The 25,945-nt window shown below is 66.5% G+C and carries 25 protein-coding genes; 18 read left to right on the top strand and 7 right to left on the bottom strand.

Annotation, left to right across the window (positions count from 1 at the left end):
• Window positions 1–51 precede the first annotated feature (51 nt).
• The 4 genes from ACRARE_RS12210 to ACRARE_RS12225 all read right to left on the bottom strand — a co-directional run bounded on the left by ACRARE_RS12210 (window position 52) and on the right by ACRARE_RS12225 (window position 4,068).
• Complete coding sequence (locus ACRARE_RS12210) at window positions 52–732, bottom strand: sulfotransferase family 2 domain-containing protein (protein WP_432656720.1); 681 nt, start codon at window positions 730–732, stop codon at window positions 52–54.
• A gap of 39 nt (window positions 733–771) precedes the next feature.
• Window positions 772–1,965, bottom strand: coding sequence for an ADP-forming succinate--CoA ligase subunit beta (sucC, locus tag ACRARE_RS12215; RefSeq protein WP_432656721.1), 1,194 nt, complete (start codon window positions 1,963–1,965; stop codon window positions 772–774).
• A gap of 354 nt (window positions 1,966–2,319) precedes the next feature.
• Complete coding sequence (gene mdh, locus ACRARE_RS12220) at window positions 2,320–3,282, bottom strand: malate dehydrogenase (RefSeq protein ID WP_432656722.1); 963 nt, start codon at window positions 3,280–3,282, stop codon at window positions 2,320–2,322.
• 360 nt (window positions 3,283–3,642) lie between these two features.
• On the bottom strand, window positions 3,643–4,068 hold the full coding sequence (locus ACRARE_RS12225) for a hypothetical protein (RefSeq protein WP_432656723.1): 426 nt from the start codon (window positions 4,066–4,068) through the stop codon (window positions 3,643–3,645).
• A gap of 330 nt (window positions 4,069–4,398) precedes the next feature.
• On the opposite strand from ACRARE_RS12225, the gene ACRARE_RS12230 reads away from it, so the two are divergent.
• The 15 genes from ACRARE_RS12230 to ACRARE_RS12300 all read left to right on the top strand — a co-directional run bounded on the left by ACRARE_RS12230 (window position 4,399) and on the right by ACRARE_RS12300 (window position 17,835).
• A complete protein-coding gene (locus ACRARE_RS12230; RefSeq protein WP_432656724.1) occupies window positions 4,399–5,247 on the top strand; it encodes an HpcH/HpaI aldolase/citrate lyase family protein in 849 nt (282 codons plus the stop codon).
• A gap of 45 nt (window positions 5,248–5,292) precedes the next feature.
• Window positions 5,293–5,841, top strand: coding sequence for an NnrU family protein (locus ACRARE_RS12235; RefSeq protein ID WP_432656725.1), 549 nt, complete (start codon window positions 5,293–5,295; stop codon window positions 5,839–5,841).
• Window positions 5,842–5,849: 8 nt separating this feature from the next.
• Window positions 5,850–6,053: a DUF1737 domain-containing protein gene (locus tag ACRARE_RS12240; RefSeq protein ID WP_222479793.1), complete on the top strand. Its 204-nt coding sequence runs from the start codon at window positions 5,850–5,852 to the stop codon at window positions 6,051–6,053.
• A gap of 1 nt (window position 6,054) precedes the next feature.
• Complete coding sequence (locus ACRARE_RS12245) at window positions 6,055–7,083, top strand: MaoC family dehydratase (protein ID WP_432656726.1); 1,029 nt, start codon at window positions 6,055–6,057, stop codon at window positions 7,081–7,083.
• A 425-nt stretch (window positions 7,084–7,508) separates the two neighbouring features.
• On the top strand, window positions 7,509–7,898 hold the full coding sequence (gene sdhC / locus ACRARE_RS12250; protein ID WP_432656727.1) for a succinate dehydrogenase, cytochrome b556 subunit: 390 nt from the start codon (window positions 7,509–7,511) through the stop codon (window positions 7,896–7,898).
• Between the two features lie 14 nt (window positions 7,899–7,912).
• On the top strand, window positions 7,913–8,317 hold the full coding sequence (gene sdhD, locus ACRARE_RS12255; protein ID WP_432656728.1) for a succinate dehydrogenase, hydrophobic membrane anchor protein: 405 nt from the start codon (window positions 7,913–7,915) through the stop codon (window positions 8,315–8,317).
• A gap of 15 nt (window positions 8,318–8,332) precedes the next feature.
• Window positions 8,333–10,138, top strand: coding sequence for a succinate dehydrogenase flavoprotein subunit (gene sdhA / locus ACRARE_RS12260; RefSeq protein ID WP_432656729.1), 1,806 nt, complete (start codon window positions 8,333–8,335; stop codon window positions 10,136–10,138).
• 185 nt (window positions 10,139–10,323) lie between these two features.
• Window positions 10,324–11,361 (top strand): polysaccharide pyruvyl transferase family protein, encoded by a 1,038-nt coding sequence (locus tag ACRARE_RS12265; protein WP_432656730.1) that lies wholly within the window; start codon window positions 10,324–10,326, stop codon window positions 11,359–11,361.
• A gap of 82 nt (window positions 11,362–11,443) precedes the next feature.
• Window positions 11,444–12,223 (top strand): succinate dehydrogenase iron-sulfur subunit, encoded by a 780-nt coding sequence (locus ACRARE_RS12270; protein WP_432656731.1) that lies wholly within the window; start codon window positions 11,444–11,446, stop codon window positions 12,221–12,223.
• Between the two features lie 298 nt (window positions 12,224–12,521).
• Window positions 12,522–13,634 (top strand): hypothetical protein, encoded by a 1,113-nt coding sequence (locus ACRARE_RS12275; protein WP_432656732.1) that lies wholly within the window; start codon window positions 12,522–12,524, stop codon window positions 13,632–13,634.
• Between the two features lie 118 nt (window positions 13,635–13,752).
• Window positions 13,753–14,556, top strand: coding sequence for a lysozyme family protein (locus tag ACRARE_RS12280; RefSeq protein WP_432656733.1), 804 nt, complete (start codon window positions 13,753–13,755; stop codon window positions 14,554–14,556).
• Between the two features lie 155 nt (window positions 14,557–14,711).
• Entirely contained in the window at window positions 14,712–14,870 is a 159-nt protein-coding gene (locus ACRARE_RS12285) for a hypothetical protein (RefSeq protein WP_432656734.1), read from the top strand.
• 94 nt (window positions 14,871–14,964) lie between these two features.
• Window positions 14,965–15,183: a hypothetical protein gene (locus ACRARE_RS12290; RefSeq protein ID WP_432656735.1), complete on the top strand. Its 219-nt coding sequence runs from the start codon at window positions 14,965–14,967 to the stop codon at window positions 15,181–15,183.
• A gap of 302 nt (window positions 15,184–15,485) precedes the next feature.
• Entirely contained in the window at window positions 15,486–16,664 is a 1,179-nt protein-coding gene (locus tag ACRARE_RS12295; RefSeq protein ID WP_432656736.1) for a type III PLP-dependent enzyme, read from the top strand.
• A 328-nt stretch (window positions 16,665–16,992) separates the two neighbouring features.
• Window positions 16,993–17,835, top strand: a complete 843-nt coding sequence (locus ACRARE_RS12300; protein ID WP_432656737.1) for an urea carboxylase-associated family protein — start codon at window positions 16,993–16,995, stop codon at window positions 17,833–17,835.
• 44 nt (window positions 17,836–17,879) lie between these two features.
• Here the strand turns inward: ACRARE_RS12300 and ACRARE_RS12305 are convergent, their stop codons facing one another.
• The 3 genes from ACRARE_RS12305 to ACRARE_RS12315 form a co-directional block, all read right to left on the bottom strand.
• Entirely contained in the window at window positions 17,880–18,872 is a 993-nt protein-coding gene (locus ACRARE_RS12305) for an aldo/keto reductase (RefSeq protein WP_432656738.1), read from the bottom strand.
• Window positions 18,869–19,573: a purine-nucleoside phosphorylase gene (gene deoD / locus ACRARE_RS12310; RefSeq protein ID WP_432656739.1), complete on the bottom strand. Its 705-nt coding sequence runs from the start codon at window positions 19,571–19,573 to the stop codon at window positions 18,869–18,871. Before deoD ends, ACRARE_RS12305 begins: the two co-directional genes overlap by 4 nt.
• Window positions 19,574–19,735: 162 nt before the next feature.
• Window positions 19,736–21,721 (bottom strand): methylmalonyl-CoA mutase family protein, encoded by a 1,986-nt coding sequence (locus ACRARE_RS12315; protein WP_432656740.1) that lies wholly within the window; start codon window positions 21,719–21,721, stop codon window positions 19,736–19,738.
• 398 nt (window positions 21,722–22,119) lie between these two features.
• On the opposite strand from ACRARE_RS12315, the gene ccrA reads away from it, so the two are divergent.
• The 3 genes from ccrA to ACRARE_RS12330 all read left to right on the top strand — a co-directional run bounded on the left by ccrA (window position 22,120) and on the right by ACRARE_RS12330 (window position 25,929).
• Window positions 22,120–23,409, top strand: coding sequence for a crotonyl-CoA carboxylase/reductase (ccrA, locus tag ACRARE_RS12320; RefSeq protein WP_432656741.1), 1,290 nt, complete (start codon window positions 22,120–22,122; stop codon window positions 23,407–23,409).
• Window positions 23,410–23,557: 148 nt separating this feature from the next.
• Entirely contained in the window at window positions 23,558–23,842 is a 285-nt protein-coding gene (locus tag ACRARE_RS12325) for a hypothetical protein (protein ID WP_432656742.1), read from the top strand.
• Between the two features lie 539 nt (window positions 23,843–24,381).
• Window positions 24,382–25,929, top strand: coding sequence for an ATP-dependent DNA helicase (locus ACRARE_RS12330; RefSeq protein ID WP_432656743.1), 1,548 nt, complete (start codon window positions 24,382–24,384; stop codon window positions 25,927–25,929).
• The last annotated feature ends 16 nt before the right edge of the window (window positions 25,930–25,945 follow it).

Genomic DNA, 25,945 nt, shown 5'->3' on the forward strand with positions numbered 1-25,945 from the left:
ACTCCTGAAGCTTCGGAAGTCGGGGCCGGCGCCGCCGCGCCGACCGCTTCCTCAAACTAAGTCGAATGAGAACCCGTGGTCCTCGATTTCCTTTGCGTAGCGGTCTTGGATGATGGCGCGCGAGCGGTCGTCGTAGACCTCTCGCAGGTCGGTGTTGTCGCCGGTGTGCAGCATCTTCGGCAGCTCGATCTTGTCGAGGCCGAGGTCCTGCGCCACCTTGGCCAGGCCACCGCTTAGGTCCGAGAAGTACACGATGCGGTCCATGCGGACCTTGCCGTCGAAATTGGCCAGCCAGTAGTCGGCGGGGGCCAGACGGGTCCGGCCCGCGAACTTCTCGACGAAGTCCTGGAAATCGCGGATCGGTCCCCGGCGCCGCGTGTGATGCGCGTCGCGGATCACGTTGCGATAGCCGGAGTAGACGCGCGACCAGGGGTCGCGCAGGATCGTGAACTTGTAATACTCGCGAAACTGTCGCGCATTGACCCGGTACTTGTTGCGCGGGTTGCGCTGCGAACGGACGGCCCGCGCCAGGCGGCGCAGGATCAGCTTGCGGTTTTCGCGATCGGACAGGGCGGTCAGCCCACGGTACAGGGGTTCGATCTCACGCATCGTGCGGTGATCCTGCTTGAACCGGCCGTCGTAATCGGCGTGGTGGCCAAAGAAGGCCTCCACGCTCGTGCCGGCACATTTGGGAATGTGCACGAAGATCAGCTTGTGATCGTGAGAGATCATGATCCTGTTCCGTTGCCCCTTGCCATCATGCCTCGAAGATCAGCCTTTGACGGCCTTGACGATCTTCTCGGCGCCGTCGGACAGATCGTCCGCCGCAATGACGTTCAGACCGGAGTTCGCGATGATCTCCTTGCCCTGCTCGACATTGGTGCCTTCCAGACGCACGACCAGCGGAACCGCCAGGCCCACTTCCTTCACCGCGGCGATGACGCCCTCGGCGATGATGTCGCAGCGCATGATGCCGCCGAAGATGTTCACCAGGATGCCCTTCACGTTGGGATCCGAGGTGATGATCTTGAACGCTTCGGTCACCTTCTCCTTGGTGGCGCCGCCACCGACGTCCAGGAAGTTGGCCGGTTCCGCACCGTACAGCTTGATGATGTCCATCGTTGCCATGGCCAGGCCTGCGCCGTTCACCATGCAGCCGATCTCACCGTCCAGCGCGATGTAGTTCAGGTCGTATTTGGAGGCCGCCAGTTCCTTGGCGTCTTCCTCGGTCTCGTCGCGCAGGGCGGCGATGTCGGCGTGGCGGTAGACCGCGTTGCCGTCGAAGCCGACCTTGGCGTCCAGCACCTTCAGGTTGCCATCGGGCATGACGATCAGCGGGTTGATCTCCAGCTGTTCCATGTCCTTGTCCATGAAGGCACGGTACAGGTCGCCGATCAGCTTGACGCACTGCTTCATCGCCGCGCCCTTCAGGCCCAGGGCGAAGGCCACCTTGCGGCCGTGGAACGGCGCATAGCCGGTGGCCGGGTCGATGGAGAAGCTGAGGATCTTTTCGGGGGTGGCCGCGGCCACTTCCTCGATGTCCATGCCGCCTTCGGTCGAGCAGACGACCGAGACCGACGAGGTCTGACGGTCGACCAGCAGAGCCAGGTACAGCTCGCGCTCGATGTCCGAACCGGCTTCGATGTAGATGCGGTTCACCTGCTTGCCGGCGGGGCCGGTCTGGTGGGTGACCAGGGTCTTGCCCAGCATCTTCTTGGCTTCGGCTTCGGCCTCTTCAACCGATTTCGCCAGGCGGACACCGCCCTTTTCGCCAGCGCTCTCTTCGACGAAATGACCCTTGCCGCGACCGCCGGCATGGATCTGCGCCTTCACGACCCACAGCGGCCCGTCCAGCTCGCCCGCGGCGGTCTTGGCTTCGTCAGCCTTCAGAACCGCGCGGCCGTCCGAAACCGGGGCGCCATATTCGCGAAGGATCGCCTTCGCCTGATATTCATGGATATTCATGAACTCCGTCCCTCGTTAGCTACGATTGCCATCGGTAGTGGCACAGTCTTACCTGCCGATGAACCGATTTTTCAGGGGAATGGAGAAATTTTGCCGATTTTCTTGATTTTGTGATCACGCGTGGAAAAGCTGTGATCACAAGGCGTCGGGCCCGAGGGAAAAGCCAGCATGTCCGCGGCATCGCAAGGGATTCGCGGGCTGTGGCGCGCCATGTTTTCCGGGCGATCCTAGCAGGCCTGGCGCGGAACGGGTAGGGCGCAGCGCCCGGGGCGCCGCAGGCGGCGGGGGCCGAAACGCGAAACGGGCCGCGCGATCCCGCGCGGCCCGTTCGAAATCTCAGTCAGGCGCGGGCGCTCAGGCCAGCGAGCTGTCGATGCCCTTGCAGGCCTCAACCAGGCCTTTGACCGCGTCGACGGACTTGTCGAACATCTCTTGCTCTTCCTTGTTGAGCTTGATGTTCACGATCCGCTCGATGCCACCGGCGCCGATCACGGTCGGCACGCCGACATACATGTCCTTCACGCCCAGGTCGCCATCGCAATAGGCGGCGCAGGGCAGGACGCGCTTCTGGTCTTTCAGATAGGCTTCGGCCATTTCGATGGCCGAAGTGGCGGGCGCGTAGAAGGCCGAACCGGTCTTCAGCAGGCCGACGATCTCGGCGCCGCCGTCACGGGTGCGTTGCAGGATCGCGTCCAGCTTCTCTTGCGTGGTCCAGCCCATCTCGACCAGGTCGGGCAGCGGGATGCCGGCCACGGTGGAATAGCGCACCGACGGCACCATGGTGTCGCCATGGCCGCCCAGCACGAAGGCGGTCACGTCCTTCATGGACACGTCGAATTCCACCGACAGGAAGTGGCGGAAACGGGCGCTGTCCAGAACGCCGGCCATGCCGCAGACCTTCTCGGCCGGCAGGCCCGAGAATTTCTGCAGGGCCCAGACCATCGCGTCCAGCGGGTTGGTGATGCAGATCACGAAGGCATTCGGGGCATTTTCCTTGATGCCTTCGCCGACGGATTTCATGACCTTCAGGTTGATGCCCAGCAGGTCGTCGCGGGACATGCCCGGCTTGCGCGGCACGCCGGCGGTCACGATGCAGACATCCGCGCCCGCGATATCGGCGTAGGACTGGGTGCCCTTCAGCTTGGCGTCAAAGCCTTCCGAGGGGCCGGATTCGGCGATGTCGAGCGCCTTGCCCTCGGGGGTGCCTTCCGCGATGTCGAAAAGGACAACGTCACCCAGTTCTTTCAGGGCTGCGAGGTGAGCAAGGGTGCCACCGATCTGCCCTGCGCCGATGAGGGCAATCTTGGGTCTGGCCATTGTTTCTGTCTCCGGTCCGGTTGAAACGTCGAGGATGGCCTAGGCCCTTTGCGGTCCCGACGCAAGGGTGCAGAGGGTGGGGCAGGGGCGAAGATCCGTCACGGAATGGTGAAAGTTTGTGTCTTATCAAGCCTCTGTGCCGGGCTCCGCCGCCGGGCGGCGGGCCGCCCGGGCCCCCTGGCTGCCGGTTGCGCAGGCAGTTTTCGGGCCCTGTCCCCTGCGGGGGGCGGGCGCGGGTCGGGCCCTGCGCGATTCTGCGGCGCGTCGCGGGACGGGGGTCTGCGACGCCGGGCCGGCCCTGCGTGGCGGGCCTGTGCCTCGCGACGGCACGACAGTCCGCGCCCGCTATTGCGAGCCGCGTCACGCGTCCTGATCGTCGCCCGGCAGGGTCTCGTTCAGCCGTTCATAGGCCTGGCCGCTGGCGATCAGGCAGGTGATGCCCTGGGGTGAGGTGACGGTGATCGTCCAGGTGCCGCTATCGTCCGACGCGAAGACCTCGATCATGGCATTGTCGGAGCCCAGGCCGATGGATTTCCGCGTCTCGCCATAGCCTTCCGCAAGCCGGTCCAGCACCACGTCGCGCGGCGCGCAGGCGCGGGCGCCGCTGGTCAGGGTCTGGAACTGGCTCTGGGCAGGTGGAGGGCCGGGCAGGCCAACGCCCGCGCAGAACAGCGCGGCCAGGGCCAGGGCTCGGCGGATCCAGGACAGGCGGGGCGGAGAGGGATGCCGCAGGGCAAGGCGCAGGGCGGCCAGGATCGGCGGGGCGGGGGGCAGGGAATAGGTCATCGGGGCCCTTTCAAGCGAAGGCCGACCCCCGGCGTCAGGGCGCGGCGGCGGCAGGCAGGTGGCACGTCGGGGCGGGGGCCGCCCGGCGGGGTCATCCTCTGTCCGCGCGGCCCCGTTCCGGTCCGTCGCGGGATCAGCCTGCGGGCGAAAGTGCTGAAATCTGGTTAACAGCCCGGCCAAAGCCGCTATCCTTTGCCCGTGACCCGCCCGCCGCGGCGCCCGAATGCGGCGGCGCGGCGAAAAATCACCGGGGGATGCGGATTGGGCTTGAACTAATCGGTCCGATTGTGTCACCTCGGCGCAAGAAAATTACTCACCCGAGGTTCTCCCATGGATGCTGCCCTGCGCCCCTACCGCTCTTTGCTCTATATCCCCGGCTCGAAAGAGCGCGCCTTGGAGAAGGCCCGCAGCCTGGCCGTGGACGCGATCCTGTTCGATCTGGAAGACGCGGTGATGCCCGAGGCCAAAGAGGCGGCGCGGGACACCCTGGCCGCCGCCTTGGCCGAAGGCGGCTATGGCCCGCGGGCCAAGATCGTGCGGGTCAACGGGCTGGACACGGAATGGGGGCGCGGCGACGTGGCGGCGCTGGCGGGCGCCGATATCGACGCGATCCTGCTGCCCAAGGTCAATTCCGCCGCCGATATCGACGCGCTGGCGGCCCTGTGCGATGTGCCGATCTGGGCGATGATGGAAACGCCGCTGGCGATCTTCAACGCGCTGGAAATTGCCGCCCACCCCCGGGTGCAGGGCTTCGTTGCGGGCACCAACGACCTGGCGAAAGAGCTGAACTGCCGCACCCGCGCCGACCGGTTGCCCATGCAGATGGCCTTGCAGACCATCCTGATGGCTGCCCGCGCCCATGACGTGATCGCCGCCGATGGCGTCTACAACCAGTTCAAGGACGAGGCCGGGCTGGAGGCGGAATGCGAACAGGGTCGCGATCTGGGCTTTGACGGCAAGACGCTGATCCACCCCGCCCAGGTCGAGACCGCCAACCGCGTCTTCGCCCCGTCGGAGGCCGAGGTCGATCTGGCCCGGCGGCAGATCGCCGCCTACGAAGAGGTGCTGGCCACCGGCCAGGGCGTGGCCGTGGTGGATGGCAAGATCGTCGAGAACCTGCATGTGGACACGGCGCGCAAGACCCTGGCCAAGGCGGAGGCCATTGCACAGGCGGGCTGAGCGGACCAGTGTGGGGCCCGAAGACACCTGAAAGAGGCACCTCTCATGGCACTCATCCTGCTTGGCCTGGTCCTGTGGACCTGGCCCCATGTAATGAAGGAATACACCCCCGGCCTGCGGGCCGGGCTGTCCGATGGCACCGCCAAGGGGCTGGTGGCGGTCACCGCCGTGGTGGCTATCGTGTTGATGGTATTGGGCTATCGCTCGGCCGATGTCATCTTCGTCTATGCGCCGCCCGCCTGGGGGCAGCACCTGAACAACCTGCTGATGCTGTTTTCGGTGGCGCTCTTTGGCGCGGCCAAGGGCACCAGCCACCTGCGCGCCTGGGTGCGCCATCCGATGTTCGCGGGCACCATCCTGTGGGGCCTCTCGCACCTGCTGGTGCGCGGCGATGTGGCCTCGATCCTGCTGTTCGGCGGCATGATCCTGTGGGCTGTCGCGGGCTGGGTGATGACCAACCGCCGCCAGGCCGCGCCTGCGCCGATCGTGCCCTCGGCGAAGAAGGACGCGATCCTGATCGTCGCCACCCTGGTGGCCTATGCGCTGATCGTGCTGATCCACGGCCTTGTCGGCCCGAACCCCCTGCCGATGTGAGGCCCGCGATGAAGCTGTACCGTTTCCTGTCCGAAGACGACACCTCTGCCTTCTGCCACAAGGTGACCGCCGCGCTGAACGCCGGTTGGGAGCTGCATGGCGACCCGACCTATGCCTATGACGCCGCCAACGGCACCATGCGCTGCGGTCAGGCGGTGGTGAAAGAGGTCGACGGCACCTATTCCCCCGACATCAAGCTTGGAGCCTACTGACATGAAGACCAACCCGGGCCGTTTCTTCGAGGACTACACCCTGGGCGAGACCATCGTCCACGCGGTGCCCCGCACCGTCACCCCGGGCGAGCGCGTGCTCTATCACGCGCTCTACCCGGCGCGCGGCGCGCTTTACTCCTCGGATGAATTCGCCCGGGCCTGCGGATTGCCGGGGGCGCCGATCGACGATCTGGCGGCCTTTCACCTGGTCTTCGGCAAGACGGTGCCGGACATCTCGCTGAACGCGGTCGCCAACCTAGGCTATGCCGAGGGGCGCTGGCTGGCGCCGGTCTATCCGGGCGACACGCTGACCGCGCGCTCGACCGTGATCGGGCTGAAGCAGAACTCGAACGGCAAGACCGGGGTGGTCTGGGTGCGTACCGAGGGGCTGAACCAGCGCGGCGCCGTGGTGCTGAGTTATGTTCGCTGGGTCATGGTGCGCAAGGGCAACCTGGACGCGCCCGCCCCCGAAACCCATGTGCCCGCGCTGGCCGATGCCGTAGCCGCGTCGGATCTGCTGGTGCCCGCGGGGCTGGATTTCACCGGCTACGACTTCGCTCTGGCGGGGGAAGCCCACGCCTGGGGCGACTACGAGGTGGGAGAGCGGATCGACCATGTGGACGGCTCGACCGTGGAAGAGGCCGAACACATGCTGGCCACGCGCCTGTGGCAGAACACCGCCAAGGTCCATTTCGACGCCACCTTCCGCCCCGATGGTCAGCGGCTGATCTACGGCGGCCACGTGATCTCCATGGCCCGCGCCCTGTCCTTCAACGGGCTGGCCAATGCCCAGATGATCGTGGCGCTGAACGGCGGCGCGCACGCCAACCCCTGTTTCGCAGGCACCACGATCAAGGCCTGGTCCGAGGTGCTGGACCGCGCCGAGACCGGCGCGCCGGGCGTCGGTGCCCTGCGTCTGCGGCTGGTGGCGACCTCGGGGGGCGAGCCCTTCACCCTGCGTGGCGAGGACGGGAAATACCTGCCGCATGTGCTGCTGGATCTGGACTACTGGGCCCTGGTGCCGCGCTGAAAACTGGCCCGGACGCGGTCCGGGCCAGGCCTCTGGCGGGGATATTTCCGGCCAACAAATATCAGCAGGGCGGGCGCGGATCCGCGTGGGCGGGCAGGGGCCCGGCGGGCGCGCCAGCGGGGCGCTGCGGTGGCCCTTGCGCGCCCCGGTCCTGGCGATTTTCTGGCGTCAAATATCCCTGCCAGAGGCCCGGCCTTTTCGCCCGCAGGGGGAAAAGGGCGCAGAATCAAGTCGCAAAACCTAGCAAATCAGTCGGAATTTCGCGCTGCCCAATACGTGATCACAGCCTCATTTTCCGTGATCACAAGACGGGAAAGATATGGTTGCTTTGGTCAAATTCTCGGGACCATGCGCCCCGGAGAGGATGACAAGCGCACGCGATCTGCGTAAACCGGGGGCCAAGGGAAATCCGGAAAGGACATGCCATGGCCGATGTGAACCGGGGCAACCGCCCGCTCTCTCCATTCATGCTCGGGAAGCACTACAGGTTCCAGCTCAACTCCGTCACCTCCATTCTGACCCGGATCACCGGGAACGCGATGGTCGTCTCGGCGCTGCTGGTGGCCTGGTGGCTGCTGGCCGCCTCTTCGGGGCCCGAGTATTTCGCCGTGGCCGACTATGTGCTGACCTCGTTCATCGGTGACATCATCATGACCCTGTCGGCGCTTGGCCTGTGGTATCACAGCCTGGCCGGTGTGCGTCACCTGCTGTGGGACAACGGCTATTGCCTGGATGTCGAAACCGCCGACAAGCTCGGCTGGGGCATCATCGGCGGCTCGGTCGTCCTGACCCTGCTGACCATCATCATCGTCTGAGAGGAAAGCCAGCCATGCGTTATCTGACCGACCGCAAGCGCGCCGTGGGCATGGGCGCCTCGAAGACCGGCACCGAACATCACTGGTTCATGCAGGTCACCTCCTTCGCCCTGATCCCGCTTGTCGTTCTCTTCGTCTTCACCTTCGGCTGCGCCCTGGGCGGCAGCTATGAAGAGGTGGTGAGCTATTATTCCCGTCCCTTCCCGGCGCTGGTCGCCCTGCTTACCCTCTGGGTCGGGATGCTGCACTTCAAGTCGGGCGCGCAGATGGCGATCGAGGATTACATCCACGGTGCCAAGGGCCGCCTGACCATCATCGCCGTGACCTGCCTGGCCTATGCCATCGCCGCCACCGGCACCTATGCCCTGATCAAGCTCGCGTTCGCCGCTTCCGGCGTGACGATCGAGATCGACGTCTAAGACCCGAGGTTTCCAATGGCTGCTTACGAATACGAAACGCACGAATATGACGTGGTCGTGGTCGGCGCCGGTGGCGCGGGTCTGCGCGCCACCCTGGGCATGGCCGAACAGGGGCTGCGCACCGCCTGCGTGACCAAGGTTTTCCCGACCCGCTCGCACACCGTGGCGGCACAGGGCGGCATCGCCGCCTCGCTGTCCAACATGGGCCCGGATAACTGGCAGTGGCACATGTACGACACCGTCAAGGGCTCGGACTGGCTGGGTGACACCGACGCCATGGAATACTTGGCGCGTTCGGCCCCCAAGGCCGTCTACGAGCTGGAGCACTACGGCGTGCCCTTCTCGCGCACCGAGGAAGGCAAGATCTACCAGCGGCCCTTCGGTGGTCACACCACCGAGTTTGGCGAAGGCCCCGCCGTGCAGCGGACCTGTGCCGCCGCCGACCGGACCGGCCACGCCATCCTGCACACGCTCTATGGTCAGTCGCTGAAGAACAACGCCGAGTTCTACATCGAGTATTTCGCCATCGACCTGCTGATGTCCGATGACGGTGTCTGCACCGGCGTCGTCTGCTGGAAGCTGGATGACGGCACCATGCATGTCTTCAACGCCAAGATGGTCGTGCTGGCCACCGGCGGCTACGGGCGTGCCTATTTCTCGGCCACCTCGGCCCATACCTGCACCGGCGACGGTGGCGGCATGGTGGCCCGTGCGGGCCTGCCCCTTCAGGACATGGAATTCGTGCAGTTCCACCCGACCGGCATCTACGGTTCGGGCTGCCTGATCACCGAAGGCGCGCGCGGCGAGGGCGGCTATCTGACCAACTCCGAAGGCGAACGGTTCATGGAGCGTTATGCGCCCCAGTACAAGGACCTGGCGCCCCGCGACTATGTCTCGCGCTCCATGACCATGGAGATCCGCGAAGGCCGCGGCGTCGGCGAACATGGCGACCACATCCACCTGAACCTGTCGCACCTGCCCGCCGAAGCGCTGGCGGAACGCCTGCCGGGGATTTCGGAATCGGCCAAGATCTTTGCCGGTGTGGACGTGACCAAGGAACCGATCCCGGTTCTGCCGACCGTGCACTACAACATGGGCGGTATCCCCACCAACTATCATGGTGAGGTGCTGAACCCGACGGCAGAGAACCCGACCGCCGTCGTCCCGGGCCTGATGGCCGTGGGCGAAGCGGGCTGTGCCTCGGTCCATGGGGCCAACCGCCTGGGCTCGAACTCGCTGATCGACCTGGTCGTCTTTGGCCGTGCCGCCGCCCTGCGCGCCGGTGAGGTGGTGGACCGCGAAAGCGCCATTCCCGCCACCAACAAGGCCGGTGTCGAGAAGGCCTTCGAGCGCTTCGACTACTACCGCAACGCCAAGGGTGGCATCCCGACCGCGGAACTGCGTCTGGAAATGCAGCGCACCATGCAGGCCGACGCCGCCGTGTTCCGCGCCAGCGACACCCTGAAGGACGGCGTCGAGAAGATGGAAGCGATCGCGGCCAAGCTGCCCGACGTGCATGTGACCGACCGCTCGCTGGTCTGGAACAGCGACCTGATGGAAACGCTGGAACTGACCAACCTGATGCCCAATGCCATGGCCACCATCGTTGGCGCCGAAGCGCGCCACGAAAGCCGCGGCGCCCATGCGCATGAGGACTATGCCGAGCGGGACGACGAGAACTGGCGCGTGCACACCATCGCCCGCGTCGAAGGCCCCAAGGTCGAGCTGTCCTACCGTCCGATCGTCCACGATCCGCTGACGACCGAGGACGAGGGCGGCATCTCGCTCAAGAAGATCGCGCCCAAGGCGCGGACCTTCTGATGATGCGGCGGTCGGCCGCTGCACCGGGCCGTGTCGTCCCCTTTCGGGGCGCGACCGGGTCCGCGCAGCGGCCGACGGCCACCTCCGCGACAGGGGGCCGCGGCGCTGCCGCTACCCGGTCCCTTCGCCGCACCGCCTCTGCCGGACCGCGTCCGGCGGCGGCAGCCCCCGGAACCCGTGACGCCATGACGATGACCCAGCCCGCGCAGAGCCCGACCAAAGCCCCCGATGCCCGTTCCGGCACCGGCGCCGGTCCGCTGCATCTGCATCTGCTGGATACCTCGGTGGCCAGCGACAACATCGGCGACGAGATCATCGCCCGCCACCTGCGCGCCCAGATCGAGGCCGCCTTTCCCGAGGCCTATGTGACCACCTCGGCCTCCCATGACGGGCTGGGCCGCTTTGGCCGCCGCCAGGTCGAGGCCGCCGACAGCGTCTTTCTGCTGGGCACCAACGCGCTTTCCGCGAAGTGGAGTTCGCGCGGCGGGCTGCTGCCGATGTCGCGCGCCGATGTGCGGGCCCTGGAAGGCAAGCTGGTGCTCTTCGGGGTGGGGGCCAACCGCGCCTGGACCGGCCGCGCCGACCGCCGCCAGATCCGCCGCCTGGCGCGGATCCTGTCGCCGCGCTTTACCCATTCCGTCCGCGATGGCTCTGCCGAGAAGATCGTCGAGGCCGCTGGGCGCCGCGCCCTGAACGGCTCTTGCCCGACGATCTGGACCCTGCCGCGCCAGCAGGCCTTCGCGCCCACGCGGCCCGATCACGTGATCTTCTCGCTGACCGCCTATCGCGCCGACCGCGCCGCCGATGCGCGCTTCCTCGACTGGCTGCAAGGCCGCTACACGCGGTTCAGCTTCTGGGCGCAGCAGATCGAGGACATCGCCTATCTCGACAGTTTCACCAACCGGCCGGCCGCGCAGCGCATCGCGCCGAACCTGGCCGCCTATGACCGTGCCCTGGCCGATCCGGCGCCGCTCGACGTGATCGGCTCGCGCCTGCATGGCGGTATCCAGGGGCTGCACGCCGGACGGCGCAGCGTCATCCTGGCGGTCGACAACCGGGCCCGCGAGATCGGCGCCCTGACCCAGATTCCCGTGGTCGACCGGGCCGAGGCGCCCGACCGGCTCGACGCGCTGCTAGACGCGCCGATCGAGATCGACCTGACCGCGTCCCATGACCTTGTGCCGCGCTTCTTCTCGCAATTCGAGGAGCTGCGCGCCGCATGACACCCGCGTTCCGCATCACCCAGCAGACCGCATTCCCGATGGAATGCCGTGCCGCCAGAGACACCAAACCGGAGGCCTGAACATGGTTCAACTGACCCTTCCCAAGAACTCCCGTATGACCACGGGCAAGACCTGGCCCAAGCCGGAGGGCGCCACGAACGTCCGCAAGTTCAAGATCTACCGCTGGTCGCCCGAAGAGGGCGGCAACCCCCGTGTCGATACCTACTTCCTCGACATGGACAAATGCGGGCCGATGGTTCTGGACGCGCTGATCAAGATCAAGAACGAGATCGACCCCACGCTGACCTTCCGCCGCTCCTGCCGCGAAGGCATCTGTGGCTCTTGCGCGATGAACATCGACGGCCACAACACCCTGGCCTGTATCTTCGGCCTGGACGAGATCAAGGGCGACGTCACCATCTACCCGCTGCCGCATATGCCGGTGGTGAAGGACCTGATCCCGGACCTGACCCATTTCTACGCCCAGCACGCCTCGATCATGCCCTGGCTGGAAACCAAGACCAACCGCCCGGCCAAGGAATGGCGCCAGTCCATCGAGGACCGCAAGAAGCTGGACGGCCTCTATGAATGCGTCATGTGCGCCTCCTGCTCCACCTCCTGCCCCAGCTACTGGTGGAACGGCGACCGCTACCTGGGCCCGGCCGCCCTGCTGCACGCCTACCGCTGGCTGATCGACAGCCGCGACGAGGCCACCGGCGAGCGTCTGGACAACCTGGAAGACCCGTTCAAGCTGTATCGCTGCCACACCATCATGAACTGCGCCAAGACCTGCCCCAAGGGTCTGAACCCGGCGGCGGCCATCGCCTCGATCAAGCAGATGATGGTCGAACGCGCCGTCTGATCGACGCCGTACCGACAGATCCTGGAAAGCCCCGGTCGAAAGGCCGGGGCTTTTTGCGTTGCGGGCGGAGCGGGGCGCGCGCGCTCCTCGGCTTTGGCGCGAGTCGGACGGCCCGCGGTCGTTCAATGCCCAATAATCCGGCGGCGCCCCGTCATATCGGCGCAATCAAACGGCGCGATCGGCAAGAAACCGACCATGCACCGGAGTTTGACCGCAGAGGTTCTGCGGCGGCGCAGGCCGATCTGCTACTCTTGTGAGGAGAAATGAATTTTTCCTCTCCCCTATTGGTATAGTTGCAATGCAGAAAAACCTCGTTGGACTTGTGCGAAACGACCCTCGATTCAAACGGATCTATGACCGCGCCCGCGCCTCGCGCAGCCGGGTGACCTCGGTTTACGACATCTCTTCACGCTGTAACCTGTTCTGCGAAGGCTGCCTGTTCTTCAACCGCGATGGCACCTTCGAAGGGGACACCTCGGGCCTGACCGCGGCCAAGTACGATCAGATGTTCGCGGGCGAGAAACAGCGGGGCGTCACCTATCCGCTGCTGGCCGGGGCCGAACCCTCGCTGGAGCAGAAGACCCTGCGGATCGCCAGCACCTACTGGCAGAATGGCATGGTCCACACCAACGGGATCAAGCCCATAGACCCGGCCTTGCCCTTTCGCCTTTACGTCTCGGTCTGGGGCGCGCGCGAGCTGACGGCGAAATGGCGCGGGGCCGATTGCTATGAAAAGACGTTGAAAAGCGCCGCCGCCGACCCGCGGGCCATCATGAACTACACGATCAACAGCAAGAACATCGACGATATCTACACGGTCGTTTCGGATTGCGCGCGCCTGGGCCTTCAGATCACCTTTCAGGTCTACAGCCCGACCGCTGACTATTCGGACTATCTATCGGCCGAGGCCCCGGCGGAAGAGCATCTGTATATCCAGGGCGAGGACAGCAGCGACAACCTGATCCTGACCGAAGCCGACGACCTGCGCGCCCATCAGGCGATCTGTACGGTGATCGACGATTTCCCCGAGACGGTGGTCTTCACCAAGGCCCTGTCGCGCTGGATCTTTGCCAGCCCGGTCACCTTCGCCGATGTGCCCGAAGATGGCACCGCTCCGGCTGGCTGCTTTGCCGGGCGCGACCCGCAGCACCAGCATCGCCAGCTGGGGGGCAAGGTGGAAGATGGCAAAAGCTGTGGCCACCCGTCGATCAACTGCCGCACCTGCCGGGCCTATACGATGATCTTCCCGACCTTCTTCGCCGAGAAGCTGGCGAAGCCGATGAGCCGCGAAGAGGCGATGGATTTCCTCGATGCCCATCACGTCTTCGACGTGGTCTACGAGGGGCACCGGGGCGAGGTCACCTGGCACCCCCGTGTGACCCAGGCGGCGTGTCTTGAACTGACGGCCTGAGGCCCTGGCCTGGCGCAGCTGCCGTCGCCCCGGGGCGGCGGCGAAGACTGCATTGCACGACACTCGATCTTAACTCGGTTCTGCAAGTTTCTGCCCGTTCCAAGGCGAGACGATCTGCATGACCCGATGGCATAAGCCCCCTCTCTTTGTCCTGGCCCTTCTGATGCTCCTGCCGGGGCAGGGGGCAGAGGCCTATTCCCTGATGCCCGGCACCGAGGAATCGCGGCCCCTGCTGGTGGCCGCCGCCCGCCCGCTGGCCCCGGCCGCCGCAGCGGCGCCCCTTGCGGCATCCCCGGCGCGCCCGTTGGTGCCGCCCCCCGGCGCCGTGCCCGCCGCGGCCCGGCCCAGCCTCTTCCGCGACCGCGCCGGGGCCTCGTTCTTTGCGCCGCTGCCCGAACGCGCCCGGCTGTCGCCGCAGCGCCCCATGCCGCAGCGCCCGGGCACAGCCACGGCGCAGCTGCTGCACCTGATCGCCTCGGTCGAGGCGGATCCGTCGAAGGGCTATGATTCCGTACAGTTTCAGGCCCGGGTGAAACCGCCCAAGCCGCCGACCGCCATGACCCTGGACGAGATCCACGCCTGGATCCGGGCCACCCCGGGCCAGCAGCACGCCATTGGCCGCTATCAGATCGTGCCGCAGACCCTGCGCGGGCTGCAAAAGCAGCTGGATCTGCCCGGCCACCTGGTGTTCGACGCAGCACTTCAGGACCGGATGGCCGACGCGCTGCTGCGCTTTGCGGGCTATGACCGTTTCCTGGCCGGAAAGCTGTCGCGGCGCGGCTTCATGAACAACCTCGCCCGGGTCTGGGCGGCGCTGCCCAATTCCTCGGGGCGGTCCCATTACCACGGGCTTGCAGGCAACCGCGCCGCCTTCACCTGGGCCCATTTCACCGACCGGATGCAGGCAATCTTTCCCCGCTAGGGGGGGGGATCGGGGCAGGCGGGGCACCCGCCTGCCGCAAAGGCACCTTTGCACGTGCAGCATAGCGCCTCTTCCCACTTGCCAGACCTGCCCGTGTACGTGCCGTGGCATAAGCGGGTCAGGGAGGGGAGCCGCAGCAGACAAGAGGCAACCCGATGAATACCAACGCCCCCACTCGTGAAGAGCTGCGCCGCGCACAGGCTGCGCTGGACGCGCTGAACGTGGCTTACGAATATTTCACCCCCGCCCCGCGCCTGGTCGTTTCGACCGCTGCCGAGGCGAAGGATTACGAACCCTACACCGCCGCTGCCTGAGCCCTTCGGGGCCTCGCGGGGATGTGACAGCGCGCGGCGCCTCCCTCGGGGCCGCGCGCTTGTCTTTTCCGGGCCCCGGGTTCAGACCCGACCCATGGTCATTCTCATTCCCATCGGCTTTGCCCTGTTCCTTCTGTACATGTGGATCTGGGGCCCCTCGCCGACGAAATCCTGCCGCTGGCGGATGGACCGGTCGCGCGACCGCGACGGCGAAAGCTTCTACATCTGTCCGCTGTGCGGCGCCGAGCGGTTCACCGCTGATGGCAAACCGCCCCGCATCTGCGCCCGGACAGAGCCGCGCGACGGCCCTTGAAGGCAAAAAATCGGCCTGCGTCAGACTCTTGCAAATTTGCTCAAATTTACAGGGGGTTGCGGCGGCGGTGCGATGCCGAAAATTTCTTGGATCGCGCGAAAAATACCTCTTGAACGAATCTTCGATTGGCCCGATATGCGCGCTCAAGACGCCAACGCACGCGCCTCTGTCGAAAGGGCAGCCTCTGGGTCGCTGGGCCAACCGGTCCCGAACCTAGGCGAAACCTCTAAGGTTATGTAGCGACGGTAACGTCTCCCTTGGAACTGAGCGGTCATATATGGCCGGGTCTATTGGAGATGACCATGAACGCTTTTGCAGCCGAATTCTCGGCCAGCGCCGCTGTGCGCCCCACCAACCGTGTCGAGACCTTCATCCGCCAGAACGAATTCGAGCGCCCGACGCTGGTCCTCGATATCGCCCGCGTGGAAACCCAGTATCGCGCTCTGGCTGAAGGCCTGGGTCGCGCCCGCATCCACTATGCCGTGAAAGCCAACCCGCAGCGCGAGATCATCGAGCGCCTGGTGGCCCTGGGCTCGGGCTTCGACGCCGCCTCGCGCGCCGAGATCGAACTGTGCCTCAGCCAGGGTGCGGAACCCTCGCACATCTCCTTCGGCAACACCGTGAAGAAGCCGCGCGATATCGCCTTCGCCTTCCACGCCGGTGTCACCCTCTTTGCCGCCGATGCGCCGGAAGAGCTGGAAAAGATTGCGGAATTCGCCCCCGGTGCTTCCGTCTACATCCGTCTGATCGTCGATGCCTCCGAAGCCGACTGGCCGCTGTCGCGCAAATTCGGCATTGCCCGTGAAGGCGCCATCGGCCTGATGGACCGCGCGGTCGAGCTGGGTCTGACCCCGGTCGGTATCTCGTTCCACGTGGGCTCGCAAACCCGCCGCGCCGAGATGTGGACCGCGACGCTGGATCAAGTGGCCGCCGTCTGGCACGCCGCGATCGAGGCCGGTCACGCCCTGACCCTGCTGAACATCGGTGGCGGCTTCCCCGCCTTCTACGGTGAGGAAATCCAGGGGCCGACCCCCTATGCCGCCCGGGTGATGGAGCTGATCACCGAGCGCTTCGGGGACGTGGCCGAAGTGATGGCAGAGCCGGGCCGCGGCCTGGTGGCCGAGGCTGGCGCCATTGCCGCCGAGGTGCTGCTGGTGTCGCGCAAGTCCGAGAACGACCTGCACCGCTGGGTCTACCTGGACATCGGCAAGTTCTCGGGCCTGGCCGAAACCATGGACGAGGCGATCCGCTATCAGTTCCTGACCGAGCGCGACCACGAGGGCCACGGCCCCTGCATCCTGGCTGGCCCGTCCTGCGACAGCGCCGACGTGCTTTACGAAAAGCGCCCGGTGGATCTGCCCCTGGGCCTGCGCTCGGGCGACCGGTTCATCATCCGCAACTGCGGCGCCTATACCTCGACCTATGCCTCGATCGGCTTCAACGGCTTCCCGCCGCTGGACGTGGTGGTCCTGCAAGACTGATCCGGCAAATACCGTCATCTCCAGGGAAGGGGGTCGCCATTGGCGGCCCCTTTTCCTTTGGTTGGGTCTGTCGGGCGGGGTGGGGGCGTAGAAGGGGGGGCTCTGCCCCCCTTTCGCCTGCGGCTCAATTCCCACCGGGATATTTTGGGCAATGAGAAGAGGGGGCGGGACACCTGGGACGGGGGAGGGCGGTCTGGGGCGGCCTGCGTGGCAGGGGCGGGGGCCGGGGCGCTCGGAAGGGTGGGGCGGTTGGGCAGCGATCCTGGGGTAGGTCGGGGCTTGCCCTCTGGGCGCGGCTGCGGCTTCCTGTCGGGCAAAGGAGAGACCCATGACCCAGCCTGCCGACGCGGCCCGGCGCCGCGCCATTCCCCCCGTGATCTGCTATCCCACCGAGACCCTGCCGCAGCCCGATCTGGCGCTCTATCAGGCTGCCCTGGCCGGGGCGGAGGTGACCGAAACCCGGGTGGCGCCGCCGCGCGAGGCGACCATCTTCGAGGTGCCCGCCGGGGCGTTTTTCCGCATCCGCTCGGTCGAGGGGCCGCAGGTGGGGGATCTGAACCTGTGGAACGCCCGCGACCTGACGGAGCGGTTCTATTCCGGCAAGACCCGCGCCCTGCATGGCACCCATGTCACCACCGGCGACCGGCTGTGGTCCTCTTTCCCCGGGTTCCGGCCCCTGGCGACGGTGATCGAGGACAGTCTGGGCTGGTACGGGATGGATGAGCATGGCGGCTCGGTCCATGACGTGATCGGCACGCGCTGCGATCCCTACACCCACAACCTGCTGTCCGGCGGGCAGTATCACCATTGCTGCCATTCCAACCTGACCCGGGCGCTGGCGGGGCATCTGGGCGTCGGCGCGGCCGAGGCCGAGCCTCATGTGCATGACGTGCTGAACGTCTTCATGTGCACCGGGTTCACTCGCGACACGGGGCAGTATTTCATGAAGGCCAGCCCGGTGCGGCCCGGCGACCACCTGACCTTTTTCAGCGAGATCGACCTGTTGGGGGCGCTGTCGGCCTGTCCGGGTGGGGATTGTTCGGCCGAGCACAGCTCGGATGCCGCCGCCTGCTATCCGCTGGAGATCGACATCCTGACCCCGGTGGCGGGGGCGCTGGCGGGATGGAAAAGCCCGGCACCCTCGGGCTATGATCGCAGCCACGGCCTGTGATCCGGGACGTGCCCGGGGCGCGCCTGGGCGCCCCGGGGACAGGCCTAGCAGTAGCGTTCGATGGAATGCAGCTGATGATCGCCGTAGCGGTCGCCCCAGGCCCAGCCGACGGGCAGGATCTCGGCGATCTCTGCCAGTTCCTGAGGCCCCAGGCGGATGTGGCCCGCGTCCAGCCATTCGCCCAGATGGGCGCCGGTGCGGGTGCCGGGGATCGGGATCACGTGGCGGCCCTGCGCCATGACCCAGGCCAGCGCCGTGCCCGCCACGGTCCAGCCCTTGCCCTGGCACCAGGCGCGGAAGGCCGCGACCCGGGACAGGTTCCGGGCGAAGTTCGGTTCCATGAAGCGGGGGTTGTTCAGGCGGAAGTCACCGGGGCGCATGTCTTCGCGGCGCACCGAGGTCTCGCCCAGCATCCCGCGCGCCAGGGGCGAGAAGGCGACAAAGCTGACGCCCAGTTCGGCGCAGGTCTGGATCAGCCCCAGCTCGGGCTGGCGGGTCCAGAGGGAATATTCGTTCTGCACCGCCGTCACCGGGCGCACCGGATGGGCGCGGCGCACCGTCGAAGGGGCTACCTCGGACAGGCCGTAGCTGCGGGTCAACCCTTCGTCGATCAGCCGCCCCATGGTCTCGGCCACCTCTTCGATGGGCGTCTCCTGGTCGTGACGGTGGGCGTAGAAAAGATCGACGCTGTCCAGCCCCAGCCGGTCGAGCGAGGCTTCCAGCTCGGCCCGGAGGTAGGTGTAGGAATTGTCCACCCGCCGTTCGGGGCCGCCGATGATCGAGGCCTTGGTGGCGATGCGGATCCCCTGCGGTTTGCGCGCCGCCAGGTAGCGGCCGATCACCGTTTCACTGACGCCCATGCCGTAGATATTGGCGGTGTCCCAGAAGGTGATGCCCCCGGCGATGGCGGCATCGAGACAGGCGTGAGAGGTCTCTTCGTCGGTGGGCCCGAACATGCCGCCAAAGGACATGGCGCCAAAGGCCAGCTGCGGCACCATGATCCCGGTGCGGCCCAGTTCAACCTGTTGGAATGTCATGCGAAGGCGGCCTCCAGCGCGATTTCCACCATGTCGCCAAAGCTGCGTTCGCGGTCTTCCGAGGGCAGGGCCTCATGGGTCAGCAGGTGGTCCGAGACGGTCAGCACCGCTAGGGCGCGCACCCCGTAGCGGGCGGCCAGGGTGTACAGCTCGGCCGCCTCCATCTCGACCCCCAGGATGCCGTGGCGCTGCATCTGTTCGTTCAGGTCGGGGCGTTCGTCATAGAAGACATCCGAGGAATAGATCCCCCCCGCATGGACGCCCACGCCCTTGGCGAGCGCCGCGTCATGGGCGGCGCGCAGCAGGTCGTAATCGGCGCAGGGGGCGTATTTCAGCTCTTTGAAGATCCCGGCAGAGGGGGTCGAAATCGTGCTGGTGGTCATTGCCAGGATGACGTCGCGGATCTTCACCTTGTCCTGCATGCCGCCGCAAGACCCGATGCGGATCAGGGTCTTGGCGCCGTAGTCGCGGATCAGCTCGTTGGCGTAGATCGACAGCGACGGCATCCCCATGCCCGAGCCGTGGATGGTCACCCGATGGCCGCGCCAGGTGCCGGTAAAGCCCAGCATCCCGCGCACCTCGTTGACCAGCTCGGCCTCCTCCAGGAAGGTTTCGGCGGCCCAGCGGGCGCGGTAGGGGTCGCCCGGCATCAGCACGGTTTCGGCGATCTGACCCGGTTGGGCCCCGATATGTACGGTCATGTCATGTCCTTGCGTGAAAGGCGCGCGGGCGCGCGCGCGTTTGCCGCCAGACTACGCGCTGAAACGGCGAGGGCAAGGCAAGGCGCCGCCCGTTGGGAGGAACGGACGGCGCGTCGGCCCCGAGGGGCCTGCAATCGGGCGCCGGGGCGCCCGGAGGAAGGATCAGGCGGCGGCCTCGTCCGGTGTGGCCAGGGTGATCACATCCGCCATGATGGTGTTCAGGGCGAAATCCTTGGGCGTGTAGATCCGCGCCACGCCCATTTCGCGCAGGCGGGCCGCGTCGGCCTCGGGGATGATGCCGCCCAGGACCAGGGGCACATGCGACAGGCCCTCGTCCTGCATCCGGCGCAGCACCTCTTCGACCAGGGGCATGTGGCTGCCCGAGAGGATCGACAGGCCCAGCACATGGACGTTTTCCTCGCGGGCGCGGGTGACGATCTCCTCGGGCGTCAGGCGGATGCCCTCGTAGTGAATCTCCATGCCGCAATCGCGGGCCCGACAGGCGATCTGTTCGGCGCCGTTGGAATGGCCGTCGAGGCCCGGCTTGCCGATCATGAAGTTCAGCCGGCGGCCCAGCTGGCGGCTGACCGCATCCACTTGATCTCGCAGGGTTTCCAGCCCCTGCGCCCGGTTCGACACGCCCGCCGCGACGCCCGTCGGGCCGCGATATTGCCCATGCACATCGCGCATCGCCTGGGCCCATTCGCCGGTGGTGACCCCGGCCCGGGCGGCGGTGATCGAGGCGGGCATGATGTTCTCCCCCGCCCGCGCCGCCGCGCGCAGCCCATCGAGGGCCGCGCGCACCGCGTCCGCGTCGCGCGCCGCTCGCCAGGCCTCGAGGCGGCTCACCTGATCCGCTTCCACGGCGGGGTCGACGGTCATGATGCCGCCGTCCTCGCCGACCAGCGGCGAAGGTTCCGCCTCGGTCCAGCGGTTCACGCCGACCACGACGGTCTCTTCCCGCTCGATCCGGCCCACCCGGTCGGCATTGCTTTCCACCAGGCGCGACTTCATGTAGTCGATCGAGCCGATCGCCCCGCCCATGCCGTCCAGCACCTTCAGCTCCGCCCGCGCGCCCTCTTTCAGCGCCTCGACCTTGGCGTCAATCGCCGGGTTGCCGTCGAACAGATCGCCGTATTCCAGCAGGTCGGTCTCATAGGCCAGGATCTGCTGCATCCGCAGGGACCATTGCTGATCCCAGGGGCGCGGCAGGCCGAGCGCCTCGTTCCAGGCGGGCAGCTGCACCGCCCGCGCCCGGGCCTTCTTCGACAGGGTCACCGCCAGCATCTCGATCAGGATGCGGTAGACGTTATTCTCCGGCTGCTGCTCGGTCAGCCCCAGCGAGTTCACCTGCACCCCATAGCGGAAGCGGCGGAACTTGGCGTCCTCCACCCCGTAGCGGGTGGCGCAGATCTCGTCCCAGAGATCGACGAAGGCGCGCATCTTGCACATCTCGGTGACAAAGCGGATGCCCGCGTTGACGAAGAAGCTGATGCGGCCGACCACGGTGGGGAAATCCTCCGCCGGCACCCGCGGGCGCAGGGCGTCCAGCACCGCGATGCCGGTGGCCAGCGCATAGGCCAGCTCCTGCTCCGGTGTCGCGCCCGCCTCCTGCAGATGGTAGGAGCAGACGTTCATCGGGTTCCACTTGGGAACCTCCCGGTAGCAATATTCGGCCACATCCGCGATCATCCGCAGGCTGGGTTCCGGCGGGCAGATATAGGTGCCCCGGCTCAGGTATTCCTTGATCAGGTCGTTCTGCACCGTGCCCTGCAGCACGTGGCGCTCGGCGCCCTGTTCCTCCGCCACGGCGATATAGAGCGACAGCAGCCAGGGCGCCGTGGCGTTGATCGTCATGGAGGTGTTCATCTCCGCCAGCGGGATCTGGTCGAACAGGGTGCGCATGTCGCCCAGATGGCAGATCGGCACGCCCACCTTGCCCACTTCGCCGCGCGCCAGCACATGGTCGCTGTCATAGCCGGTCTGGGTCGGCAGGTCGAAGGCCACCGACAGCCCGGTCTGGCCCTTTTTCAGGTTGGAGCGGTAGAGCGCGTTCGAGGCCTGGGCCGTGGAATGGCCGGAATAGGTGCGGAACAGCCAGGGGCGATCCTTGGCCGGTTGTGCAGCGGTCTGGGTCTGGTCGGTCATCGGGCCCTCCCTCTGGTGCGGGCCTGTCTTAGGGCGCGCATCCGTAGAGCAATTAAATTACGTCATGCGATAGATAGGCGAAAGAATGTGGCGATGTCAATTCGCCGCGACGCAGCGTTTCGGCCCAGGCCCGGACGCGGGCGGGCGGGCCCCTGCCGGTCCCTGGTCGGTAGGTGTTCGGGGCGGCCGGGGCGCCGGTATAGAGGGCGTGCCACCGAGACAGGCCTTTGTAAGGACAGGGGGGACGGGGCTTTGGTGGGCAGGATTGGAAATAATCTTGCGCGACAGAAAATTTCACGAATGGTACGTCAGGCATTGCAAAGTTGCGTGGCGATATGTATCCCTCCTCTACACCCCGCGATTCTGCATCGCGGCAAATTGCTTGTGAGGAGGCCCAGATGGCTTTGGATACGGAAACCGGCATCGCACCCTATGACGCGCCGGAGAAGGACCTCTACGAGATCGGCGAACTGCCGCCCCTGGGCTATGTGCCCAAGCAGATGTACGCTTGGGCGATCCGCCGCGAGCGGCACGGCGAGCCCGAGCAGAGCTTCCAGCAGGAGGTCGTCGACACCTGGGAGATCGACAGCCACGAGGTGCTGGTCCTGGTGATGGCGGCGGGCGTGAACTACAACGGCGTCTGGGCGGGTCTCGGCACCCCCATCTCGCCCTTCGACGGTCACAAGCAGCCCTATCACATCGCGGGCTCCGACGCGGCCGGTATCGTCTGGGCCGTGGGCGACAAGGTGAAGACCTGGAAGGTCGGCGACGAGGTTGTCATCCACTGCAACCAGGACGACGGCGACGACGAGGAATGCAACGGCGGCGACCCGATGTTCAGCCCCACCCAGCGGATCTGGGGCTATGAGACCAACGACGGGTCCTTCTCGCAGTTCACCCGCGTCCAGGCGCAGCAGCTGATGCCGCGTCCCAAGCATCTGACCTGGGAAGAATCGGCCTGCTACACCCTGACCCTGGCTACCGCCTACCGGATGCTGTTTGGCCATCACCCGCATGAGCTGAAGCCCGGGCAGAACGTCCTGGTCTGGGGCGCCTCGGGGGGCCTCGGCTCTTACGCGATCCAGCTGGCCAATACGGCGGGCGCCAATGCGATCGGCGTGATCTCGGACGAAAGCAAGCGCCAGTTCGTGCTGGATCAGGGCGCCAAGGGCGTGATCAACCGCAAGGAATTCAACTGCTGGGGGCAGCTGCCCACGGTGAACACGCCGGAATACAAGGAATGGTTCGCCGAGGCGCGCAAGTTCGGCAAGGCGATCTGGGACATCACCGGCAAGGGCGTCAACGTCGACATGGTCTTTGAACATCCGGGCGAGGCGACCTTCCCGGTCTCCACCCTGGTGGTGAAGAAGGGCGGCATGGTCGTCATCTGTGCGGGCACCTCGGGGTTCAACTGTACCTTCGACGTGCGCTATATGTGGATGCACCAGAAGCGCCTTCAGGGGTCGCATTTCGCCAACCTGAAACAGGCGGCCTCGGCCAACCGGCTGATGCTGGAACGGCGACTGGATCCCTGCATGTCCGAGGTCTTCCCTTGGGCGGATATCCCCAAGGCCCATACCAAGATGCTGCGCAATGAGCATAAGCCGGGCAATATGGCGGTGCTGGTGCAGGCGCCCCGGACCGGGCTGCGCACCGTCGAGGACGTGCTGGAAGCGGGGCGGTCTTAACACTTTCTTTGCGGATCGCGCGCAATATGGTCGGTGTGCCCCCGGGCCGCCGACCTTTTCGTGTCGGGGACGGGGGACCGGGCGGATCGGCCAGGGGCCGAGGGTCCGGTTGTCCGGGAGAGATCCCGGTCTGTCTGGGAGAGAGACGATGCCGACGAGCTATGACCGAAGCCTGGCGGGCGACTACGGCGCCAATCCGCGCGAGGCCGAATACCTTCTGTCGAAGATCAGCGCCGATCAGTGGATGATCGACGTGCTGGCCGATCTGCAAGAGGCCGCGCGCGAGCGGGCGCTTCACACCTCGGCCGAGAAACTGGCCCAGGTCGGCCGCGTCTTGCAGAACGAGATCACCCGCAAGCGGATCGACCGGATGCGCAGCGCCTTCCAAAGCGGAGAAGAGGCGGCGCGGATGCCCTCGATGCGACGGCACTAGGCCGGGAGACGTCGGGCCTTGCTGAGAGCGGCGGGATAGGCGGCGGAGGATTGCGGGGCAGGTCGTGCTACGTCAGGGCGAGCTTGCGCGAAACAGGGCAGACCTTGCGCGAAAGGTGACGGGGCAGGGGGCTCTGCCCCCTCTGGGGCCTGTGGCCCCATTCACCCCCGGGATATTTTTGGCAATGAGAAGCTGTAGGAGCGCCCGCCGCAGAGGTCGGGCTGCCGTTGGAACGGCGCGCGGGTTGAGAGGGGCGCGGTCTTTGGGGGGCTGTTCTAGCTGATGCAGGGGCTGATGGATGTCGGGTCTGGCTGGACGGGGGAAGCCTTGCGGACAGGCTCTTGCGCGGCGCCTGTGGGCGGGGGAGAGCTCTCGGCGAGAAGGCGAGAAGGCGAGAAGGCGAGAAGGCGAGAAGGCGAGAAGGCGAGAAGGCGAGAAGGCGTGTCGCTGGGCGCGGGCCGTCCGGGCGGCGCGCGGAAGGCGTCAAACCGGCGCGCTCTCTCTGGTGCTTCGCGCGGCGACAGGATAGCGTCGCGGCCATGAGCACCGTCCCCGCGCTGACCTTTTCTGACGACCAGGCCCAGGCCTGGGATCGCGTTGCCGAAACCCTGAAGGGCGCGGGCATCGACCTTGTCGATGGCACCACCCTGCCGCCGGTCGAGGGGCGCCAGCGCTCTCTGGCCGTGCTGGGCAAGGCGGGCTCGGGCAAGACCATGTTGCTGGCCCAGCTGTACAAGGCCTGCCAAGAGGCCGGGCTGTCCATCGTCTCGGGCGATTACGAACCCAAGCGCGACCGCGACGCCCGCACCCTGGCGATCCTGGCGCCCACCAACAAGGCCGCCGCGGTGCTGCGCCTGCGCGGCGTGCCCGCCACCACCATCCATCGCATCCTCTACAAGCCGGTCTATGACCCGGAGTACGAGAAGATCGCCGAATGGCTGGAAGGCCAGGGCGAGATGCCCGAGATCGAGGGCGTCACGCCCGAGATGATGGCCCGCGCCAAGGCCAGCTATGAGGTGAACAAGTCGATCCCCGCCGCCCTGGCCGTGGCGGGTCTGCGGGGCAGCGACTTCATCACCGGTTGGAAACGGCGCGACGATCCGCTGGACGTGGGGTTCATCGACGAGGCCTCGATGCTGGACGAACGCCAGTACGACGACCTGCGCGAGATCTTCCCCAACTTGGTCCTTTTCGGCGATCCGGCGCAGCTGGCGCCGGTGGGCCAGTCGGGCAAGATGGTTTTCGACAGCCTGCCCGAACCGGCCCTGCTGCACCTGGCGCGGATCCACCGGCAGGAGGCCGATAACCCGATCCTCGACCTGGCCCATGCCCTGGCCGATCCGATGGTCGATTTCTACGCCTTCGAACGCATGGTCGAAGAGAAGGCGCGCGCCGACGACCGCGTGGTCTTCGCCGGCCGGGTCGAGGCCGGGCTGATGGCCCGCTCGCCGGTGCTGGTCTGGCGCAACGCCACCCGCATCCGGTTGATCAACGCCTTTCGTCAGGTGCATGGCGCGCCTGAGGACGCCCTGCTGCCGGGCGAGCCGCTGATCTGCGATGGCCTCGAACTGCCGCTGAAGCACCGCAAGAAACGCCTCGACCTTGAGGCGCGCGGCCTGATCAAGGGCGCCCAGGTGATCTATCTGGGCCCCGGCAAGCGCGGCGGGTTTTCCCGGCTGCATGTGGTCGGCGCCGAGAACCCGCAGGTTTCCGCCGCCTCGATCGTCAAGATCGAGAAGCCGGATGAGGAAGAGCCCTTCATTCCCTATGCCGCGCGCATGGGCGCCACCTTCCTGCACGGGGCGGCGGTGACCATCCACAAGGCCCAGGGCAGCCAGTGGCGCGAGGTGCAGGTCTTTGCCCCCGACATCGAGGTCGCCTCGCGCATGGGCCGGGTCGAGGCGGGGCAGCCGCTTTGGAAGCGCCTGGCCTATGTGGCCATCACCCGTGCCGAGGAACGCCTGTACTGGGTGACCCGCAACCGCCTGTCGAAACCGACCGAGCCGCTGTCGGTGGACGACCTGCGCGCCGCCACCCCGGCCCCGGCGCTGGAGTTGCAGGCCCAGAGCGAGGCCGATTTCACCTGAGACCTGATCAGGGGGT

The organism is Pseudooceanicola aquaeponti, assembly GCF_050897975.1.
Lineage (GTDB): Bacteria > Pseudomonadota > Alphaproteobacteria > Rhodobacterales > Rhodobacteraceae > Pseudooceanicola.

Bases quoted from the DNA above. Each gene is read 5' to 3' on its own strand.
- ACRARE_RS12210 (WP_432656720.1), bottom strand. From the start codon at position 732: ATGATCTCTCACGATCACAAGCTGATCTTCGTGCACATTCCCAAATGT.
- sucC (WP_432656721.1), bottom strand. From the start codon at position 1,965: ATGAATATCCATGAATATCAGGCGAAGGCGATCCTTCGCGAATATGGC.
- mdh (WP_432656722.1), bottom strand. From the start codon at position 3,282: ATGGCCAGACCCAAGATTGCCCTCATCGGCGCAGGGCAGATCGGTGGC.
- ACRARE_RS12225 (WP_432656723.1), bottom strand. From the start codon at position 4,068: ATGACCTATTCCCTGCCCCCCGCCCCGCCGATCCTGGCCGCCCTGCGC.
- ACRARE_RS12230 (WP_432656724.1), top strand. From the start codon at position 4,399: ATGGATGCTGCCCTGCGCCCCTACCGCTCTTTGCTCTATATCCCCGGC.
- ACRARE_RS12235 (WP_432656725.1), top strand. From the start codon at position 5,293: ATGGCACTCATCCTGCTTGGCCTGGTCCTGTGGACCTGGCCCCATGTA.
- ACRARE_RS12240 (WP_222479793.1), top strand. From the start codon at position 5,850: ATGAAGCTGTACCGTTTCCTGTCCGAAGACGACACCTCTGCCTTCTGC.
- ACRARE_RS12245 (WP_432656726.1), top strand. From the start codon at position 6,055: ATGAAGACCAACCCGGGCCGTTTCTTCGAGGACTACACCCTGGGCGAG.
- sdhC (WP_432656727.1), top strand. From the start codon at position 7,509: ATGGCCGATGTGAACCGGGGCAACCGCCCGCTCTCTCCATTCATGCTC.
- sdhD (WP_432656728.1), top strand. From the start codon at position 7,913: ATGCGTTATCTGACCGACCGCAAGCGCGCCGTGGGCATGGGCGCCTCG.
- sdhA (WP_432656729.1), top strand. From the start codon at position 8,333: ATGGCTGCTTACGAATACGAAACGCACGAATATGACGTGGTCGTGGTC.
- ACRARE_RS12265 (WP_432656730.1), top strand. From the start codon at position 10,324: ATGACGATGACCCAGCCCGCGCAGAGCCCGACCAAAGCCCCCGATGCC.
- ACRARE_RS12270 (WP_432656731.1), top strand. From the start codon at position 11,444: ATGGTTCAACTGACCCTTCCCAAGAACTCCCGTATGACCACGGGCAAG.
- ACRARE_RS12275 (WP_432656732.1), top strand. From the start codon at position 12,522: ATGCAGAAAAACCTCGTTGGACTTGTGCGAAACGACCCTCGATTCAAA.
- ACRARE_RS12280 (WP_432656733.1), top strand. From the start codon at position 13,753: ATGACCCGATGGCATAAGCCCCCTCTCTTTGTCCTGGCCCTTCTGATG.
- ACRARE_RS12285 (WP_432656734.1), top strand. From the start codon at position 14,712: ATGAATACCAACGCCCCCACTCGTGAAGAGCTGCGCCGCGCACAGGCT.
- ACRARE_RS12290 (WP_432656735.1), top strand. From the start codon at position 14,965: ATGGTCATTCTCATTCCCATCGGCTTTGCCCTGTTCCTTCTGTACATG.
- ACRARE_RS12295 (WP_432656736.1), top strand. From the start codon at position 15,486: ATGAACGCTTTTGCAGCCGAATTCTCGGCCAGCGCCGCTGTGCGCCCC.
- ACRARE_RS12300 (WP_432656737.1), top strand. From the start codon at position 16,993: ATGACCCAGCCTGCCGACGCGGCCCGGCGCCGCGCCATTCCCCCCGTG.
- ACRARE_RS12305 (WP_432656738.1), bottom strand. From the start codon at position 18,872: ATGACATTCCAACAGGTTGAACTGGGCCGCACCGGGATCATGGTGCCG.
- deoD (WP_432656739.1), bottom strand. From the start codon at position 19,573: ATGACCGTACATATCGGGGCCCAACCGGGTCAGATCGCCGAAACCGTG.
- ACRARE_RS12315 (WP_432656740.1), bottom strand. From the start codon at position 21,721: ATGACCGACCAGACCCAGACCGCTGCACAACCGGCCAAGGATCGCCCC.
- ccrA (WP_432656741.1), top strand. From the start codon at position 22,120: ATGGCTTTGGATACGGAAACCGGCATCGCACCCTATGACGCGCCGGAG.
- ACRARE_RS12325 (WP_432656742.1), top strand. From the start codon at position 23,558: ATGCCGACGAGCTATGACCGAAGCCTGGCGGGCGACTACGGCGCCAAT.
- ACRARE_RS12330 (WP_432656743.1), top strand. From the start codon at position 24,382: ATGAGCACCGTCCCCGCGCTGACCTTTTCTGACGACCAGGCCCAGGCC.